At 77.3% G+C, this 17,798-nt stretch carries 10 protein-coding genes; 9 read left to right on the forward strand and 1 reads right to left on the reverse strand.

Going from position 1 to position 17,798, the window contains the following annotated elements; all coding sequences use genetic code 11:
• Positions 1-14 precede the first annotated feature (14 nt).
• The 8 genes from MTO91_RS11775 to MTO91_RS11810 all read left to right on the forward strand — a co-directional run bounded on the left by MTO91_RS11775 (position 15) and on the right by MTO91_RS11810 (position 13,591).
• Entirely contained in the window at positions 15-3,485 is a 3,471-nt protein-coding gene (locus tag MTO91_RS11775) for a penicillin-binding transpeptidase domain-containing protein (protein ID WP_476654504.1), read from the forward strand.
• The gene (locus MTO91_RS11780; RefSeq protein WP_476654505.1) at positions 3,482-5,662 is read left to right on the forward strand and encodes a hypothetical protein; all 2,181 of its coding nucleotides are present in this window, start codon (positions 3,482-3,484) and stop codon (positions 5,660-5,662) included. Before MTO91_RS11775 ends, MTO91_RS11780 begins: the two co-directional genes overlap by 4 nt.
• Entirely contained in the window at positions 5,659-5,943 is a 285-nt protein-coding gene (locus MTO91_RS11785) for a hypothetical protein (RefSeq protein WP_345647545.1), read from the forward strand. Before MTO91_RS11780 ends, MTO91_RS11785 begins: the two co-directional genes overlap by 4 nt.
• Positions 5,940-7,742, forward strand: coding sequence for a hypothetical protein (locus MTO91_RS11790; RefSeq protein ID WP_405417519.1), 1,803 nt, complete (start codon positions 5,940-5,942; stop codon positions 7,740-7,742). Before MTO91_RS11785 ends, MTO91_RS11790 begins: the two co-directional genes overlap by 4 nt.
• Entirely contained in the window at positions 7,739-10,657 is a 2,919-nt protein-coding gene (locus tag MTO91_RS11795) for a hypothetical protein (protein ID WP_476654506.1), read from the forward strand. The genes MTO91_RS11790 and MTO91_RS11795 overlap by 4 nt, the downstream gene beginning before the upstream one ends.
• Positions 10,654-11,967 (forward strand): hypothetical protein, encoded by a 1,314-nt coding sequence (locus tag MTO91_RS11800; RefSeq protein WP_345647554.1) that lies wholly within the window; start codon positions 10,654-10,656, stop codon positions 11,965-11,967. The genes MTO91_RS11795 and MTO91_RS11800 overlap by 4 nt, the downstream gene beginning before the upstream one ends.
• Entirely contained in the window at positions 11,964-12,449 is a 486-nt protein-coding gene (locus tag MTO91_RS11805; protein ID WP_405417513.1) for a hypothetical protein, read from the forward strand. The genes MTO91_RS11800 and MTO91_RS11805 overlap by 4 nt, the downstream gene beginning before the upstream one ends.
• 443 nt (positions 12,450-12,892) lie before the next feature.
• Complete coding sequence (locus MTO91_RS11810) at positions 12,893-13,591, forward strand: hypothetical protein (protein WP_405417510.1); 699 nt, start codon at positions 12,893-12,895, stop codon at positions 13,589-13,591.
• A gap of 51 nt (positions 13,592-13,642) precedes the next feature.
• On the opposite strand, the gene MTO91_RS11815 is transcribed toward MTO91_RS11810, so the two are convergent.
• Complete coding sequence (locus MTO91_RS11815) at positions 13,643-14,317, reverse strand: MBL fold metallo-hydrolase (RefSeq protein ID WP_405417507.1); 675 nt, start codon at positions 14,315-14,317, stop codon at positions 13,643-13,645.
• Between the two features lie 368 nt (positions 14,318-14,685).
• On the opposite strand from MTO91_RS11815, the gene uvrA reads away from it, so the two are divergent.
• On the forward strand, positions 14,686-17,694 hold the full coding sequence (uvrA, locus tag MTO91_RS11820; RefSeq protein WP_405421854.1) for an excinuclease ABC subunit UvrA: 3,009 nt from the start codon (positions 14,686-14,688) through the stop codon (positions 17,692-17,694).
• The last annotated feature ends 104 nt before the right edge of the window (positions 17,695-17,798 follow it).

Consider the following 17,798-nt stretch of genomic DNA (forward strand, 5'->3'; position numbering starts at 1 on the left):
GGGGTCCGCGGCACGTGCTGACCTGGCTCGTGGATCAGCTGCTGCTCCGCGCCGCGGCGAACCTGGTCGTGCTGGCCGGGCTGGTCGTCTCGGCCGGGGTCACGGCCCGGCTGCTGCTACGGCCCGGGTCGGCGCCCGCGGTCGCCGCGGCCGGTGCGGTCCTCCCGCGCGGTCCCGGTGGGCGGGGCGGGGCCGCCCAGCTCGTCGCCGGGCCCGCGCTGGTGACGGCCGGGTTCCTGGCCTCCGGCGCCTCGGACGTGGCCTGGTCGCTGATCGGGGTGCTGCTCGTCGCGCTGTGCGCCGGCCTGGCGTCGTGGCTGCTGCGGGTGGCGCACCGGGACCGCGGCGAGGACCGGGTCGCGCCGGCCGCGCTCGCCGTCCTCGGGGCGACCTCCGCGCTGGCCGTCACCGGCGTGCTGCTGGTGGTGCGGCTGGTCGTGGTGCCCGACCCGGACGCCGCGACGTCCGCGATCGTCGAGGGACCCACGGTGCGGACCGCGGTGGAGACCCTGGTCCTGCCGTTCGCCGTGGTCGCCGCGGTGTGCGCGGTGCTGCTGCTGGTGCGCGCCGGACGGCTGCGGGTCGTCCGCCGCGGGGCGGCGGCCCTGCTGGACCGGGTGACCCGGCGCCGCCGGGCCTCCACCGGGCGGCGCTGGGAGTCCACCCTGCTGCTGGAGGGGCTGCTGCTGGTGGCGGTGCTGGCACCGCTGGTCGAGGGATCGCCGAACCTGACGGTCGCCCGGATCGCGACCCCGGAGTACGCCAAGCCGCTCTACCTGCTCGTGCTGGCGGTGCTGCTGGCGAACCTGGCGGTGCTGTTCCACCCGCCGCAGGGCTGGCGGGCCCGCGAACGGTCGACCTGGCGGCCGATCGTGCCGCTGGCGATCGTCGCGTTCGGTAGCGCCGCGCGGTCCGACCTGGGGCCGCTGGTCCCGGCGCTGGCCGGGATGCTCGCCATGTACTGGTCGGTGCTGCGCGCCGAGGCTCGGGCCGCGCAGCTGCGATCGGGCGCCCCGGACGACGCGGCCGGGCGACGCCGGGTCCGCCGCGAGGCGCTGGCAGCCGGGCGACCGCTGCTGATCCCGGCGCTGGGCTCGCTGGCGGCGCTCGGTCTCGCGGTCCTCGCCCACCCCTACATCGCGAACCGGGTGCGCACCTGGTGGGAGCCGTGGGTGTACCCGTGGGTGTCGCCGTGCGTGCCGCCGCCCGCCGGGTCGGCGCCGCCGTTCGAGGTCCCGGACGGCAGCGTCGCCTGCCAGGAGGCGCTGCAGACCTACGTCGCGGGGCGGCTCTCGCAGATCTCGCAGAGCCTCGCCGCGGTCGCCGACGGCGGGCTGTGGGGTCGCGGGCTGCCGGACACGATCACCGGCCGGATCCCGGCCGGCTCGACCGACTTCGTCCTCGCGGTGACCTGGAACAAGCTCGGCGGGCTGGCCGTCCTCGCGCTGTCCGTGCTGGTCGTGCTGCTCGGGGTCGCGCTGGTCACGCTGTACCGCGACCTGCGCCCGGGCGCCCGCGCCGGGGACCCCGGACGGCTGCTGGCCGCCGGCGCGGCCGGGATGCTCGTCGGGCAGTACCTGTTCGTGCTGGCGGCGACGCTGAACGTGGTGCCGCACTCCGGCATCACCGCGCCGTGGCTGTCCCGCGGCGGGCAGTCGACGCTCGCGGTGACCCTGGTGGTGCTGCTCGCCGTCGCGGCCGGCTACCGCGGCGGCCGCCCCGCCGCACCCGACCCGCGCCCGGCCCGGCCGGCGCTGCGCACGACGGCGGCCACCGCGGGCGCGCTGGCCCTGGCCGCCTGCGTCCTGATGACCGGCTGGGTGGTGGTCCGCCCCTACTCCGGGCACGCCGAGGACCTCCCGCTGTGCCGGGACCCGCTGGTCCCGGTCGACCCCGACCGGTGCACCACCGACCGGTTCCGCACCGCGCGGGCCGCGGTGACCGTCACCCTGGCCGGGGTGCCCGCCTACCGCCAGGAGCGGGCCGGGGCGGGCTGGGTCCCGGTCGGCGAGCCCGCGGTGACCCGGGCCGACCTCGCCGGGATCCTGGACGACGGCGGGGGCGGCATGGTCGACGCCGCCGTCGTCGAGCAGGCGGGCGGGGTACCGGTCACCTCGGCCCTGCGACGGCTGGTGCCGCCGGTGCTGACCGGCACCCCGGACGTGCAGCTGGACCTGACCGTGGACCCCGCGCTCCAGCACGCCACGGCGACCGCGCTGGACGCCGAGGCGGGCGGCCCCCCGCTGGCCGGCGGCGCCGTCCTGCTGGACGCCCGCACCGGGCACGTGCTGGCCGCAGCCTCGGTGCCGGCCGCGGTGCAGGACGCCGCCGACCCGGCGGTGGAGGCGGCCCGGCAGGAGGCCAGGGACGCGGTCAACGACGGCCGGGCGATGGGGGAGCGCCGCGCGGACGGCAGCATCCGTGACCTGACCCCGGACGAGGCCGACGCGTGCCGGGACGACCGGGTCCCGGACGACCCGCAGCGCTGCTGGCGCTGGCTGGCCGGGCCGGCCGGGGACACCGCGGAGCTGCGCCGCTACGTCGGCGACGACCCGGACGCGACGGTCCCGGCGGCCGGCGTGGACCGGGCCACGGCCGGGCGCTACGGCGTCGGCTCGACGTTCAAGGTGGTCGTCGCCGCGACCTACCTGCGTCGCCCCGGCACCGGGGCCGAGGACCGGATCCCGGCGCCGCAGCAGGTCGACCGCCCGGGGACGGCGCCGGTGCGCAACGCGGGCCGCGGCGCCTGCGCCGGCACCGGCGACGACGGCCGGATCTCCCTGCGCACCGCGCTCGCGGTGTCCTGCAACACCGCCTTCGCCGCGCTCGCCGCCGAGCTGGGCTGGCCGGCGATCCGGGACACCGCCGTCGACCTGGGGTTCGGCACCCCGACCCGGGCCGCGGACTGGCGCTCCGGGCCGGACTTCGGCGCCGCATCGCTGGTCCCCGACGACGACGCGTCCGGCCTGGCGAACCTGGCCCTCGGCGGCGGCACGGTGCAGGCCTCCCCGCTGCAGATGGCCTCGGTGATGGCGACCGTCGCCGCGGACGGCACGGCCTCCGCGCCCGGCATCGTCGGCGGCGCCCGGGCGAGCGGGACGTCCGGCCCGTCGGTGGCCACCGAGCCGGAGCGGCGCCGGGTGCTCACCCCGGAACAGGCCGGTGAGCTGCGCCGCGCGCTGGGGGCGACGGTCGAGTCGGGCACCGCGTCCCGGCTGCGGCTGCCCGCGGCCCTGCGGGACCGGCCGGCGGGTGAGCGGGCCTGGGTGAAGACCGGCACCCACGAGCTGTTCCCGCCCGGGACCGACCCGCCGCGCGAGGTGTTCGCCCGGCAGGTCGCCTGGATCACCGGGTTCGTGCAGACCGGCGGCGGGCCGGTCGCCTTCGCCGTCGCACTGGAGACGCGGGACGAGGCCGCGGGGGCGGCCCGGGCCCGCGCGATCACCGAAGCACTGCTGGACGCCGTCGTGGAGGGACGCCGATGACCGGCCATGGAGCGGACGAGAACGAATCGGTCGGCGTCGCCGCCGTGGCCGCGGCGACCGCCGTCGTCACCCGGTACCGCCAGGCGGGCTGCCCGGACGGCACCCGGATCGAGGTGGAGGTCTGCACCCCGGTCGCACTGGGGCACGCCCTGGAGGCCGACGTGACCGAGCAGCTGCAGCGGCTGCCCCGGGCGCTGCCACCGCTGCAGTCAGTCGGTGTGCTGTTCCGGGCGGGCGCCACCCGGTCGGTCAGCGCGCACGTCCGCCCGGTGCACGGGGGACCGGCGCCCGCGCCGTCGCCGGTTCGGGAGCCGCGGCCGGCAACCGGCCCGACGCCGCCGGCCCGGCACCTGCGCCTGGTGTGGGACGGGGCGGAGCTCGGCTTCCACCTGCCGCCGCTGCGCGGCCCGGTGGCGCTGCTGCGCCCGGTGTCGTCGGGCACCACCGCACCGGACGCGATCCGGCTCCCGCCGGGGCTCGCGGTGGTGCCCAGCGGGCACCTGCTCGACATCGTGCCGGACGGCGGTGGGCACGCGGTGCGCCGGACCGCCGAGCGGGACGGGGTCGAGGTCACCGTGGACGGCGTCCCGCTGGCCCCGGACGGCGGGCAGCGCCGGCTCGGCGAGTCCGGCACGCTACGGTTCACCGCGGTCCGCGGGACCGCCGGGGTGCTGCTGGACTACGAGCTCCTCGCCCCGGACGCGGCCGGCCCGGACCACCGGGCCGCGACCGTCGAGGGCGACCTGGAGCCGGAGGCGGTGCGGGTGCGCGCCGACTTCGAGCCGGTCGATATCCTGGTCGACCCGCCCGCGGCCCTGGACGTGGCCCGGCCGCAGTTCCCGGTCTGGGTGGAGGAGGACGTCTGGCTGGTCGCCGACCAGCTCACCACCACCGGGGTGACCGTCGGTGGCACCCAGCGCTGGCACGTGAAGCTCTACCTGTGCGCGACCGCGCAGCACGCCGCCGGGCTGCGCAGCCACCTCGGCGAGCGGTCCGAGGCGATCGGCCGGCTCAACGCCCGCGCCCGCAGTACGGGCGCGGTGGACGGCGAGCAGCTGGCGATGACGCCGGTGTACGTGGCGCGGCCGCCGTCCGAGGCGGCGCCGGTGGAGCACACGGTGGCCCGCCCGGTCGCGGAGCCGCTGGTCGGCGGGCCGGGCAGCGGTTTCGTCGGCTGGTTCGCCCGGGGCGACAACCTCGACCCGGACCGGGTGGTGGTGACCGTGTCCCGCTGGTTCGCGCCGGTGGAGTGGACGGTCAACCCGGCCACCCCCGGGCTGGAGCAGCTGGACAAGCTGCGCCCGGTCGGGGTCGCGATCGACCTGCTGCACGAGCTGGGCTGGTCGCACGGCGACGTCAAGCCGCAGAACGTCTGCTGGCAGCCCGGCGGGCGCTACGTACTGGTGGACGCGGACTCGCTGGTCCGCACCGGCCGGGTCGACGATCTGCGCCCGACCTGGGCCTACGCGTCGCAGGCGGTGCGCGAGGCACTGATGCCGGTGGTCGGCGCCGACCCGGCGGCGGCGGTCACCGCCCCGCTGCGGGGGCCCGCCGCGGGCACCGGTGCCGGGTACGAGGACCGTGGGGCACACACCGGCGAGCACGACCGGTTCGGCTTCGCGCTGCTGGTGCTCACCGCGCTGGGGGGCAAGGGTCTCACCGACGCCCTGGTCGAGACCGTGGACCGGCCGGCGGTCCCGGTGGCCGGCGGCTCACCGGACCGGCCACCGGAGCGGCGGGTCGACCGTCCCGGCGAGGTCGGGGCGACGCTGTGGAACCGGTGGCCGGGCGGACGTCCGGCACTGATCGGGGCGTTGCAGGAGGCGTTCGCGGAGCCGGTGCTGCGCGGTGCCTGGTCGGCCGCCGGCTGGCTGGGTCGGGTCGCCGACCGAGCCGCCGCCGACCACGCCGAGCTGGGACCGCGGGACCGGCCCGAGGAGCCCTGGGAGCCCGACCCGTCGCTGCGCGGGATCCACCGGGCGGTACTGGCCGACCAGGTCCGCGCCGCCGACCGCGCGGCGGCGGCCGCCGTCCTGCTCACCGAGGAGATCCGCAGGCGGGCCGAGGACACCGCCCGCCGGTACGCGCTGTACACGTCGTCGCTGGTGCTGCTGCTCGGCGTGGTCGCCGTGCTGGTGCTGGTGGCGCTGCTGACCCCGACCGGAGGAGTCCGATGAACGCGCTGCGGCGCCGTGTGCTGACCGAGCGGCTCGACCGGGAGTGCGGGGTAGACCGGCTCGTCGGCGACCTCGCGATCCCGGTGGCCGACTGGGCCTCTCCCGGCGCGGCCCCCGCCCGCGGCGCGGCCGACGCGGTCGAGTCGGAGATGCTGGCGTTGCTTGCCCGGGCCGAGCGGGCCGGTAAGTGGCACGGCGCGGTGACCGGGCTGCTGTGCAGCGTGCCGGTGGTGCTGCTGGTTCTGCTGACCGTCCCAGTCGTGCTGGCGGTGCTGCGGTGAGCGCCCCCGGTGCGGTGTTCGGGCGGTGCCCGGTCTGCGCGGCGGACCTGGGCACCCCGCCCTCGGCCGGGGCCGGCTGGCGGCCGCCGAGCGTGCAGCTCGACGTCTGCCTGGCCGGGGACAACGAGGTGTCCGGCTGGTGGGTCCGGACGTTCCCGGACGCCGCGGGCGGGGTCGCCCAGCGGGTCAGCGACGGCTTCGACCCGGACCAGGTGCGCCGCCGCTACCACCTGTGTGGCGAGGGCCACCTGTTCCTGGTCGGCTCCGGGCGCGACGGCGGCCCGGACACCCGCACCCAGTTCCGCAACGTGGTGGCCGCGATCGGGTCGGTGGCCAGCGGGAAGAGCTACCTGATCTCGCGCACGATCGCCCAGACACCGGTGCTGACCGCCCGGCGCCGGCGCGGCGCGGACACCGCGCTGCGGTACCGGGTGCCCTCGGTCACCGACGACATCGAGGACCGCCCGGGCCGCGCGCTGCGCACCGCCTACAACCGCACCCGGGACTTCTCCCAGCCGATGAGCCCCACCAACCTCGACGACCTGATGCCGGTCCGGCTGCTGACCGCCATCGACCGCGGTCTCGCGGTGCACGTGGCCGAGGTGCACGCCGACGTCGCCGGGGTCGCGGATCCGGCGGAGCGGCCCGGCGCCGCCGGCTGGGGCATGCAGATCCGCCAGCCCGTCGTGCTGCGGACCGAGCTGTCCGCCCGGGACGGTTCCCCGGCCGAGCACGGCTGGACCGGGATCGCCGACCTCGCCGGTGAGTCGATGCACCGGCGCCGGGTCGGCGACGAGGACCAGGAACAGCTGCTCGCCAGCCTGGGCGGGCTGATCTGGGTGGTCGACCCGGCCGTCGACACGCGGCTGACCGATCTGGTGGAGGCCGCGCTGCGCGAGCACTCCCGGGGCGGGGGGACCGACTCGCGGGCGGTGATCGCGGCCAGCAACCGGTCCGACACCGCGGACGTGCGGCAGGTGCAGAGCGTGCACCAGGGACTGCAGGCCGAGATCGCACTCTCGCTGGCCGGCAACGACGGACCGCTCGGGACCGACGGCGCGCGCCGCGTCCTGATGGTGGCGGTGAACAAGGCGGACCTGGTCCGGATCGCGCTGACCACCGGCGCGGGCGGGTTCGACGAGATCGACGGCGGCAGCGGGGCCGTGCGCGAGGGCATGACGCAGTACCTGCACTACGTGCTGGACCGCACCGGCCCGGACGCGCACCGGCACGGGGTCCCGCTACACCCTGGGCCGGGCCTGCGCGAGCTGCTGGACGGCCTGCGCGCCAGCGACGAGGACACGGTCGACCTGCTGGTCGACCGCCTGGTGAGCGCGCTGTACCGGCACTACGGCAACGCGGACCGGTTCTGGGGTCTGGTGCACGACGGCGCGGCCGCCGCCATCGAGCTGCCCGGCGGCTCGGACAGCCGGGTACCGCCGTCGGTGCCGCTGCGGGTGCCCTCGCTGCAGGACCACCTGGCCGACGCGCTGCAGCGCGGGGCCGGCTCGCAGCTGCAGCTGCGCGACGTCGTCGCCGGGGCGATCGGGTGCGGGCTGCTGACCGCGCTGGAGCACACCGCCGCGGTCGGTGTGCTGCTCGACGAGCCCGGATGCGAGGTACGGATCTTCCTCTGCTCGCCGCTCGGCGAGGTGCCGACGCAGCTCGACGGCGGCGGCGCCGACCACCGGCCCGCGGTGATGCCGTTGGACTCGGCCGCGGTGTTCCCGGTGCTCAACCGGGAGTCGGCCGGGCTCACCCAGCTGTTGCTCTCGATCGTGTCGGGGGTGCGGTCGTGACCGCCCCGGCGCCGGTGCGGGTGTGGTTCGGCGACAGGACCCGTGGCTACGTGCCCGACCTGGAACGCACCGGCGACGTGCCGCGGGCGTTCCTGGACGCCGCGTCCCGGCTCGGGATGCAGCCGCCGGAGGGCCTGGCGGCCCGGGCCACGGGTCCGCTGTTCACGCTGCGCCGGGTCGAGGTCGGCGGCCACGGCAGCCACCTGTGCCTGACCGAGCAGCTCGTCGGGAAGGACGTGGGGCGGGCCGGTGGCTGCGTGTTCACCTTCGCCGCCGCCGACCTGGCGGACGCCGCGGACCTGTGGCCGCGGACACCGCCCGGTGTCGCGGACACCGCGGCCACGGCACGGGTGACCGACGTGCTGCGCACCCTGCACCAGCGGCCCGACGCGCCGGTGCTGCGGATCCCCGGCACCCCGGCTGAGGCCTCCGCCGCCATCGGCACGCTGCTTGCGGCGCTGCCGTCGCCGCTGGTCGACGGGCGGGTGTGGGCGTCCTGCCTGACCTCGGTGCCGGGCCCGGCGGACCGGTCGTCGTTCGTGACCGGCGGCTGGTCGGACGGGATGCGCCGGGACCTGCCGGACGCGGCGGCCAGCGTCGACCGCTGGCTGGACGGGGCCGCGACGCCGTCGCCCGCACCGGACGAGCTGGACGGGCGCACCGAGCGGGCGCTGTCCTGGCTGGCCCGCCGGGCCGGGCAGGGTGACGCGCACACCGTCGTCGCCGGGTCGGCGTCGCTGGCCGAGGTGGTCCGGCACGTCGTGCGGCACCACCTGCCGGTCGACCGGGCCGACGTGCCCGCGCTGGTCGCGGACGGGCAGCAGTGGGAGCGGCTGGCCGACTCCGCGGTGACCGTGCGCGAGTTCGCCGGGCTGGACCCGGAGCGGGCGATGGAGCTGGTCGGCCCGGTCACGGCGGCGCCCGCCGGACGCCCCGACCGGGCCGCCGAGGTGCTGTCCGCGCTGCTCACCGGCATCGCGGACGGGCCCGGACCGGACCGGACCGACACCGGTCCCGGGCTGAGCCCGCCACCGCTGGACCCGGCGCACTCGCCCGGCTGGGGCCGGACCCTGGCCGACGCGCTGATCCGGGTCGAGCCGGACGAGCACCAGCGGGCCCGGCGCGTGCGGTACTGGCTGCTTGGACCGGGCCGTCCGCTGGAGCCCGGCGACCTGCGGGACGAGGCGCACGACTGGCTGCGCACGGTGCTGCCGGACCCGGCGGCGCACCCGGAGGTGTTCGAGCTCCGGCCGGCCGAGATCGCCCGCCGGCTGCTGGACCGGGGCGGCATCGAGCCGTGGATCGTGACCCGGCTGGAGAACGACCCGGACCGGACCGCTCTGGTGCACGGCGCGCTGCACCGGCTGCCGGACGCCCCGCCGCCGGTCGCCGGTGCCCTGGTCCGGCTCGGCCGGGACTGCGGGATGCGCCCGTCGGAGATCGCGGACGCGGTGCGCGCGCTGCTCGACCTCGACACCCCGCGCGAGGGGGGTACCGGCTGGGTGTCGGCGGCGGTCGAGGCGGTCGAGGCGGTCGGGCCCGGTGCGCGGACCCTGCGCGCGGTGATCGGGCTCCTGCTGGGCCGGCTCGACGAGTGGGGCGAGGCCGCCGACGCCGGCACCCTCCGGGCCTGGGCCCGGACGGTCCTCGACGACCCGTCGGCCGCGGGCGTGCAGCGGACGGTCGCGCGCAGCGTGCTCGCCGACCCGGTGCCCGGCCCGCCCGGAGACGCCGTGGCACAGGCCGGTGCCGTCGTCCCGGCCCGGGCCCGGGGCGGCGAGCCGGTCCGGCGCCGCTTCCGGCCGGGCGGCCGGACCGCCGCGGACCCGCTCCGCGACGACCCGGCAGGCGACGGCCGGGGCACCGGTGCCCGGACCGGCGGGACCGGGACTCCGGGCGACCCGGCCGACCGGGACCGGACCGTCGGCGGCCGGGCGCACCGAAGCCACCCGGGCGCGGCACGCGGCGGTGCCCCGGACGCCGAGCCGTGGAACACCGGCGCCCACGCCGGGCCCGGACGCCCGGGGGGTTCGGCCCGGGCGTCCCGGCCCCGCGGTGCGACCGCCGGAGCGACGCCCGGGGCGGCCGCCGCCGGGGCCGCGGTCCCGACCGGCTGGTCGCTGCTGGGACGGTTGCGCGGCTGGTGGCGCCGGGACCCGGCGGCCGATGCTGCGGACCGGGCGCCGGCGGACCCGGACGCCGGGTCGGGTCCGGACCTGGGCGCCACCACGCGGCTGCCGGTCTTCCGGGGGGACGGGACCGCACCGGGGCTCGCCCGAGATGCCCGGACCGACCGGCCCGGTGCGGCGGACCTGTCCGGCCCGGCCGATGGGCTCGGCCCGACGGATCGGCTCGGCCCGGTGGATCACGCGGAACCACCCGGTGCCGCGGCCGGGCCGGACCGGGCAGTGCACCCCGACCGGTCCGACCGCCGCGATCTCCCCGACCGGGTCGACCCCGACAGCTGGTCGCGCCGGCCGGACCCCGGTGCGCGCACCGGCGCCGTCCCGGCCGCGGGCCCGGAGCTCGAGGTGGGCCGCCCACGGCGGATCCCGGGTGCGCCCGCGGCCGGCGGCCGGACGACGGCCCGGGTGGTCGCCGTCGTCGCCGTGCTGCTCGGGCTCGGTGTGATCGTCGCGGGGCTGTACTGGTGGCCCGGCGCGGACGGCCCGTCGCCGTCGTCGCCGCCCGCCTCGACCGCACCCGGGGTGCCCGCCCCGGCACCGTCGGGCACCGCGCCGCAGGGCGGGGCGCCGTCCTCGGCGGGGACGGCGCCGGACACGGCGGCGACGCCGGGCGGGACGGTCGCGCCGGACGGCACCCGGCCGGCCGGCGGCGCGGCCGGGACGGGGGCGGACACCCCCGGTGGCGCGGCCGACCCGGCCTCCGGCCGCGGAACGGAGGTCGACCGGTGACCGGCCCGCAGGCGGCCCCGCCGTCGCACGACGACGAGCGGCCCGACCGCCCGACGGCGGCCCGGGCCGTCTCGGCGCTGCTGTCGTCGATGCTCGGCGAGCTGTCCCGCCGTCCGGACGCGGCGCGACCCAACGGGCGCCAGCTCGGCGCCCTGCTCCGGGCCGGGCGTGCCGAGGCGGACCGGATCGCCCTCGGTGACCCGTCGACCCCCGGTGCGACGCTGTGGCGGCTGGACGGCCCCGGCAGCCTGCGCGACGCGGCCGACCGGGTGGTCCGCCGGGCCAGCACCGTCGCGGTCCTCGTCCCGGTGCTGCTGACCTGGCTGCTGCTGGGCGCCGCGGAGGCCTACTACGCGCGGCAGCACGCTGCGACCGCGCCGGGGCTGCGCCCGTCGTTCTTCGCGGACTGGATGTCGGCGCCGGCCTGGCGGGGGCCCGCCGCGCTGTCGGCGCTGATCGTGCTCAGTCTCGGGCTGATCATGCTGTCCTACGCCAGGGCGGCCCGCGACCAGCGCGCCGCCGACGACCTCGACCGGTGGGCGCAGGAGCAGGAGACCACGCTGGTGGTGCCGCTGGAGCGGCTGCGCTCGGCCGTGGCCGCGGCGGACTCCACCGACCGGTCCGGCCGGGCCCTGACCCAGGCCGCGCACCGGATGGAGGCCGCCGCGACGTCGCTGGCGGGCAGCCGCGGCGTCGTCGACCAGCTGGGCCGGACCCTGGCCGGGCTGGCGTCGTCGGTGGGCGAGCTGTCTCGGGCGGTCCCCGAGCTGGGCAGGCAGTCCGCCGCGCTGGGCGAGACCGACATGCGCCTGCGGGCCGCCGCGGCGGACCTGGACCGCCGGGCCGCACCGCTGGTCGAGGCCGTGCACACGGTCGAGTCGGCCGCCGAGGCGGCCCGGGCCGCCGGGCACGACGCGGGCCGCGCCCGCGACGAGGCCGCCGACCTCGCCGACCGCACCGCGGAGCTCGCCGAGCGCGCCGAGCACTTCCGGTCGGCCCTCGCCGAGGCGCGGGCGCCGGTCACCGCGGCCGGCGAGACGATGACCTCGACCAGCGACCGGCTCGCCGAGACGGCGACCACGCTGGCGACGACGGCCGCCGACCTGCGCGCCGTGGTGCGCCGGGTCAACTGGCTGGGGCTCGTCGCCGACGGGCTCCGGCACCCCGACGACGCCCCCGGTCACGACGATCCGGACCACGACGCCCCGGAGCGCGACGCCCCGCACCACGACACCCCCGGACCCGACGGCAACGGCTCCCGGCCCGCCCCGGCGGCCCGCCCCGGCCGGCCGGCGGAGGAGCCCCGATGAGGCGACGGTCGCGCGCGGCGGCCGGACCGCCGGCGTTCGCGATCGCCGGCTGGCTGTTCGCGGAGCTCGCGGCGATCCTGATGATCGTCGCCTTCGCGTCGGCGGACTCGCCCCAGGAGGTGCCCCGGCAGGAGGGACCCGGGGCGGGCCGGGAGGACCAGGGGGTCCTGCTCACCCCGGTGACCTTCGTCCTCCCGGTGCCCGCCGGCGACGACGGCGGCGGGACCGTCGCCCGGTTCCGGACCGACCTGGCCCGGGTCGTCGGACCGGACCGGTCGGTCGGCCTGGCGCTGATGTTCGGGGTGTCCCGCGACCCGGGCCGGCCGCTCGCGGGCACCGCGGTGTCCCGCCGGCTCGTGGAGCTGGTGCGGGACCTGCCGGAGCTGGAACGGGCCGCGGACATCCGGCCCTACCTGGGCGACAGCGAGGACGGCGCGCCGGGGGAGGTCCGGGTGGAGCTGTTCCTCCTGACCGGGTCGTGAGGGCCCGCCTGCGCCGGCTGCTCCGGTGGATCGGGTGGCGGCCGCCGGCACGGCGCGGAACGGGCGGCCGGGTTCCGGGGCGCCCGGGTGCCGGGGGGACCCGGCCGGTCCGGCGGCCCGGTGCGGGGGCCGGTCCGGCCCGGCCCGGCGCGCACGGCGGCCCGAGCGACGGGGTCGGCCGCCGCGGCGTCCCCGTCGCCGCGTCCGGTGAGTGGCCCGGGTTCGACGACGGCACCGCACCCGCTGACGGGCCCGGCGGCGGCGGTCGCGGGGCAGGTGGGTCGGGCCGCGGCCGGGCGAGTGGCCCGGCGCGTCCGGGAGCGGGCTCCGGGGACCGGTACCCGGCCGACCCGGCGCCCCGGCCCGGGCCAGGGTCGGGGACAGGGACGGAGCGGGCCGCCGGCACCGCCCGGTTCCCGGATGGTCCGGCGACGGAGCACCCCGTGGTCGGTCCCGGCCGGGAGCAGTGGCCGGTCCGCGGGGCGGGGCCGGGGTGGCGCCGCGCTCCCGCGGATGCCCGGCCGCTGCTCACCGTCGTCGACGCGACCGGGCTCGGGACGGCCGCGGCGCTGCGGCCCGCACTGGCCGGGCTGGCCCGGGTCCGGGACGCGGACGGGTTCCGCCCCGGCGGGCACGCCCTGTTACTCGTGCCGCTGTCCCGGGCCACCGGGGACCGGGCCCGGGGCAACCCGCTCGCGGTCGACCTGGAGCTCGCCCGGACGGCCGGTGCCGGGAACGGGGCGGTCGTCGTGGCCTGGTTCGTCGACGACGACGTCCGGGACGAGGTCGCCGTGCCGGCCGGCGCCTCGGGCCGCCCCGGCGGCTCCGGCAACGGCGCCGCGGCCCTGGCCGGGACGGCCTGGCGGACCGAGCTCGCCCGGCACCGGGATCCGCTCGCCGCGGCCCGCTGCCACGGCAGGCGGATCCGGATCCTGCTGGACGCCCCGGGCGTGCAGTCGGTCGCCGACCCGCCGCCCGCCGCCGTGCACGCCGCCGCGGGCGACCTGGATCCGGGCCTGGTCGTGACGGCGTGCCCGCTAGTCCGCCACGGTGACCGCACCACATGGGCCGGGCTGCCCGCCGTGGCGGCCGCGGTCGACCTGCGGCTCCGCGCGCTGCGCCGTCCCGGCCCGGCCGGCTGACCCGGAGCCCGGGGCCGTCACCGGCCCGGCCGTCGGGCCGTACGGTGTCGGCTACCAGCCGCGGGACTTCCACTCCGGCAGGTCAGGCCGCTGCTCGCCGAGCGTGGAGTCGTCCCCGTGGCCGGGGTAGAACCAGGTGTCGTCGGGCAGCACGTCGAACACCCGCTCCTCGAGGTCGCCGATGAGCTGCGCGTTGTCCTCCGCCGACCAGGTCTTCCCCGGCCCGCCCGGGAACAGGCTGTCCCCGGTGAACAGGTGCGGCCGGTCCTCCCCGCGGTAGAGCAGCGCCAGCGAGCCCGGCGTGTGCCCGCGCAGGTGGATGACCTCCAGCTCGATCTCGCCGAAAGTGATCGTGTCGCCGTGCTCGACGAACTCGTCCATCGGGGCCGGCAGCTCCGGGGCGTCCTGCGGGTGGGCGATCAGCCGCGGCTCGAACATGCCCGCGATCGCGCCGAGCGCCTGCCAGTGGTCGGCGTGGCGGTGGGTGGTGACCAGGTGGCGCAGGTCCGGACGCTCGTCGGCGGCGCCGACGAGGTCGGCGATGCGGGTCGGCTCGGCCGCCGCGTCGATCAGCAGCGCCTCGTTGCTCTGCTTGCACACGAGCAGGTAGGCGTTGTTGTCCATCTCGCCGACCGAGACCTTGCTGATGCTCAGGCGCTCGAGGTCGCGGCGGATGGCCGCGCCGCCGGGGTCGGTGTGACCGGTGTAGTTCTCCAGGACGTCCACGAGCGGGAGGGTAGCGGCCCGCACCGACATCCCGCGGTGGGGAGAACCCGCCGGTCGCACCCACGGGGCCGCTGACGGATCGAACGGACGTGCGAGTACCGTGCACTGCGGACCGACCGGCGCGTCCCGGTGTGCATCCACCGCGCCGGACCGCCTGCGAGGCCGGCTCGACGGGCTCGCTGTCGGTGGGTCGACCTAGCATCGGCGGCTGACGTGGGGACGAACCTCACCGGCCACAGGTGCCCGGTCGCGGAATGTCCCCAGCCCTGCGGGCGCTACGACCGGGTATCACCCGGACGGCACCGCCACCCCAGGAGGCGCGAAACGTGAGCGACCACAGCACCGACCGCCGCGACGCCGGCACCGCCCTGTCCCCGGGCGCGTCGCCGGTCCCGGACGGGCCGAAGCTGGTCGTGCGTGGCGCGCGCGAACACAACCTGCAGGGCATCGACATCGACCTGCCCCGCGACAGCATGATCGTCTTCACCGGGCTGTCCGGGTCCGGCAAGTCCAGCCTCGCGTTCGACACGATCTTCGCCGAGGGCCAGCGGCGCTACGTCGAGTCCCTCTCGGCGTACGCGCGCCAGTTCCTCGGGCAGATGGACAAGCCCGACGTCGACTTCATCGAGGGACTGTCCCCGGCGGTCTCGATCGACCAGAAGTCGACCAACCGCAACCCGCGGTCGACGGTCGGCACGATCACCGAGATCCACGACTACCTGCGCCTGCTCTACGCCCGCGCCGGCATCCCGCACTGCCCGACCTGCGGCGAGCGGATCGAGAAGCAGACCCCGCAGCAGATCGTCGACCAGGTCCTGGAGATGGAGCAGGGCAGCCGCTTCCAGGTGCTCGCACCGGTCGTGCGCACCCGCAAGGGCGAGTTCGTCGACCTGTTCGGGAACCTGCAGGCCCAGGGCTACTCGCGGGTCCTCGTCGACGGCACGGTCCATCCGCTGTCGGACCCGCCGAAGCTGAAGAAGCAGGAGAAGCACGACATCGCCGTCGTCGTCGACCGGCTCTCGGTCAAGGCGACGGCCAAGCAGCGCCTCACCGACTCGGTGGAGACCGCGCTGCGGCTGGCCGACGGCCTGGTCGTGCTCGACTTCGTCGACCTGCCCGACGACGACCCGCAGCGCGAGCGCCGCTTCTCCGAGAAGATGGCCTGCCCGAACGGGCACACCCTCGCCGTCGACGACCTCGAGCCCCGCACGTTCTCCTTCAACTCGCCCTACGGTGCCTGCCCGGCGTGCGCGGGCATCGGCATCAAGAAGGAGGTCGACCCCGAGCTGGTCGTCCCCGACCCGGACCTGTCCCTCGGCGACGGCGCGATCGCGCCCTGGTCGTCCGGGCACAACGCGGAGTACTTCGGCCGGCTGCTGTCCGGTCTGGCCGCCGCGGTCGGGTTCCGGATGGACACCCCCTGGCGCACGCTGCCCGCCGCCGCCCAGAAGGCGGTGCTGCACGGCAGCGACGACCAGGTCCACGTGCGCTACCGCAACCGCTACGGCCGCGAGCGCTCGTACTACGCGAACTTCGAGGGCGTCATGCCGTTCCTCGAGCGCCGCCTGGAGCAGACCGAGTCCGAGTCGCAGCGGGAGCGCTACGAGGGCTACATGCGCGACATCCCCTGCCCCGCCTGCAACGGCGCCCGGCTGCGCCCCGAGGTGCTGTCGGTGACCCTGCCGCACCGCGACCTGGGGGAGCGGTCGATCGCGCAGGTGTCGAACATGTCGGTCGCCGAGTGCTCGCAGTTCCTGAACGGCATGGTCCTCGACGACCGGCAGGCCATGATCGCCGGCGCGGTGCTCAAGGAGGTGCAGGCCCGGCTGGGCTTCCTGCTCGACGTCGGGCTGGACTACCTGTCGCTGGACCGCGCCGCGGGCACGCTGTCCGGCGGCGAGGCGCAGCGCATCCGGCTGGCCACCCAGATCGGCTCCGGCCTGGTCGGGGTCCTCTACGTGCTCGACGAGCCGTCGATCGGGCTGCACCAGCGCGACAACCGGCGGCTGATCGACACGCTGACCCGGCTCAAGGAGCTGGGCAACACGCTGATCGTCGTCGAGCACGACGAGGACACCATCCGCGCCTCGGACTGGGCGGTGGACATCGGCCCCGGCGCCGGTGAGCACGGCGGGCGCGTCGTGCACTCCGGCACCATCGCTGACCTGGAGTCGCACGACACCTCACTGACCGGTGCCTACCTGTCCGGGCGCAAGTCGATCCCGCTGCCCGAGCGCCGCGAGCTCGACCACGACCGCAGGCTGACCATCGTCGGCGCCCGCGAGCACAACCTGCGCGGCATCGACGTCGACGTGCCGCTCGGCGGCCTGGTGTCGATCACCGGGGTGTCCGGGTCCGGCAAGTCGACGCTGATCAACGACATCCTCGCCACGGTGCTGGCGAACCGGCTCAACGGCGCCCGCCAGGTGCCGGGCCGGCACACCCGGATCAACGGCATCGACGAGCTCGACAAGCTCGTCCGGGTCGACCAGTCGCCGATCGGGCGGACCCCGCGGTCCAACCCGGCGACCTACACCGGCGTGTGGGACAAGGTCCGCAAGCTGTTCGCCGCGACCACGGAGGCGAAGGTCCGCGGCTACGCCGAGGGCCGCTTCTCCTTCAACGTCAAGGGCGGCCGCTGCGAGGCGTGCACCGGCGACGGCACGATCAAGATCGAGATGAACTTCCTGCCGGACGTCTACGTCCCGTGCGAGGTCTGCAAGGGAGCCCGGTACAACCGGGAGACCCTCGAGGTCCACTACAAGGGCAAGACCGTCGCCGACGTCCTCGACATGCCGATCGAGGAGGCCGCCGAGTTCTTCGAGCCGATCACCTCGATCGCCCGCTACCTGCGGACCCTGGTCGACGTCGGCCTCGGCTACGTCCGGCTCGGGCAGCCCGCGCCGACGCTGTCCGGCGGTGAGGCCCAGCGCGTCAAGCTCGCCAGTGAGCTGCAGAAGCGCAGCAACGGCCGCACCGTCTACATCCTCGACGAGCCGACCACCGGTCTGCACTTCGAGGACATCCGCAAGCTCCTCGCCGTCATCCAGGGGCTGGCGGACAAGGGCAACACCGTGATCGTGATCGAGCACAACCTCGACGTCATCAAGACCTCGGACTGGGTCATCGACATGGGCCCGGAGGGCGGCTCGGGCGGCGGGACCGTGGTGGCCCAGGGGACGCCGGAGCAGATCGCGGCACACCCCGACAGCCACACCGGCCGGTTCCTGCGCGACCTGGTCACCCCGGACGACACACCGGTCAAGCCGGTCCGGCGGCGGACCTCGTCGTCGAACGGCAACGGCAACGGCACCGCGGGCGCGGGGCGGCCGGCGACCGCACGGCGCAGCCGGGCCAAGGCCGCCAGCGCGGGCTGAGCCCGGCCCCAGCCCGGGGTCCGCGCAGGTCCCGGCCCGGACCCCGCGTTCCCGGCGCACCGGCAGCCTGTTACCCTCGGGAATGCGACCACCCGGGATCGCGT

Source organism: Pseudonocardia sp. 2-7 (assembly GCF_056341085.1).

Coding starts and splice junctions, on each gene's coding strand:
- MTO91_RS11805 (WP_405417513.1), top strand. CDS start 11,964: ATGAGGCGACGGTCGCGCGCGGCGGCCGGACCGCCGGCGTTCGCGATC.
- MTO91_RS11780 (WP_476654505.1), top strand. CDS start 3,482: ATGACCGGCCATGGAGCGGACGAGAACGAATCGGTCGGCGTCGCCGCC.
- MTO91_RS11785 (WP_345647545.1), top strand. CDS start 5,659: ATGAACGCGCTGCGGCGCCGTGTGCTGACCGAGCGGCTCGACCGGGAG.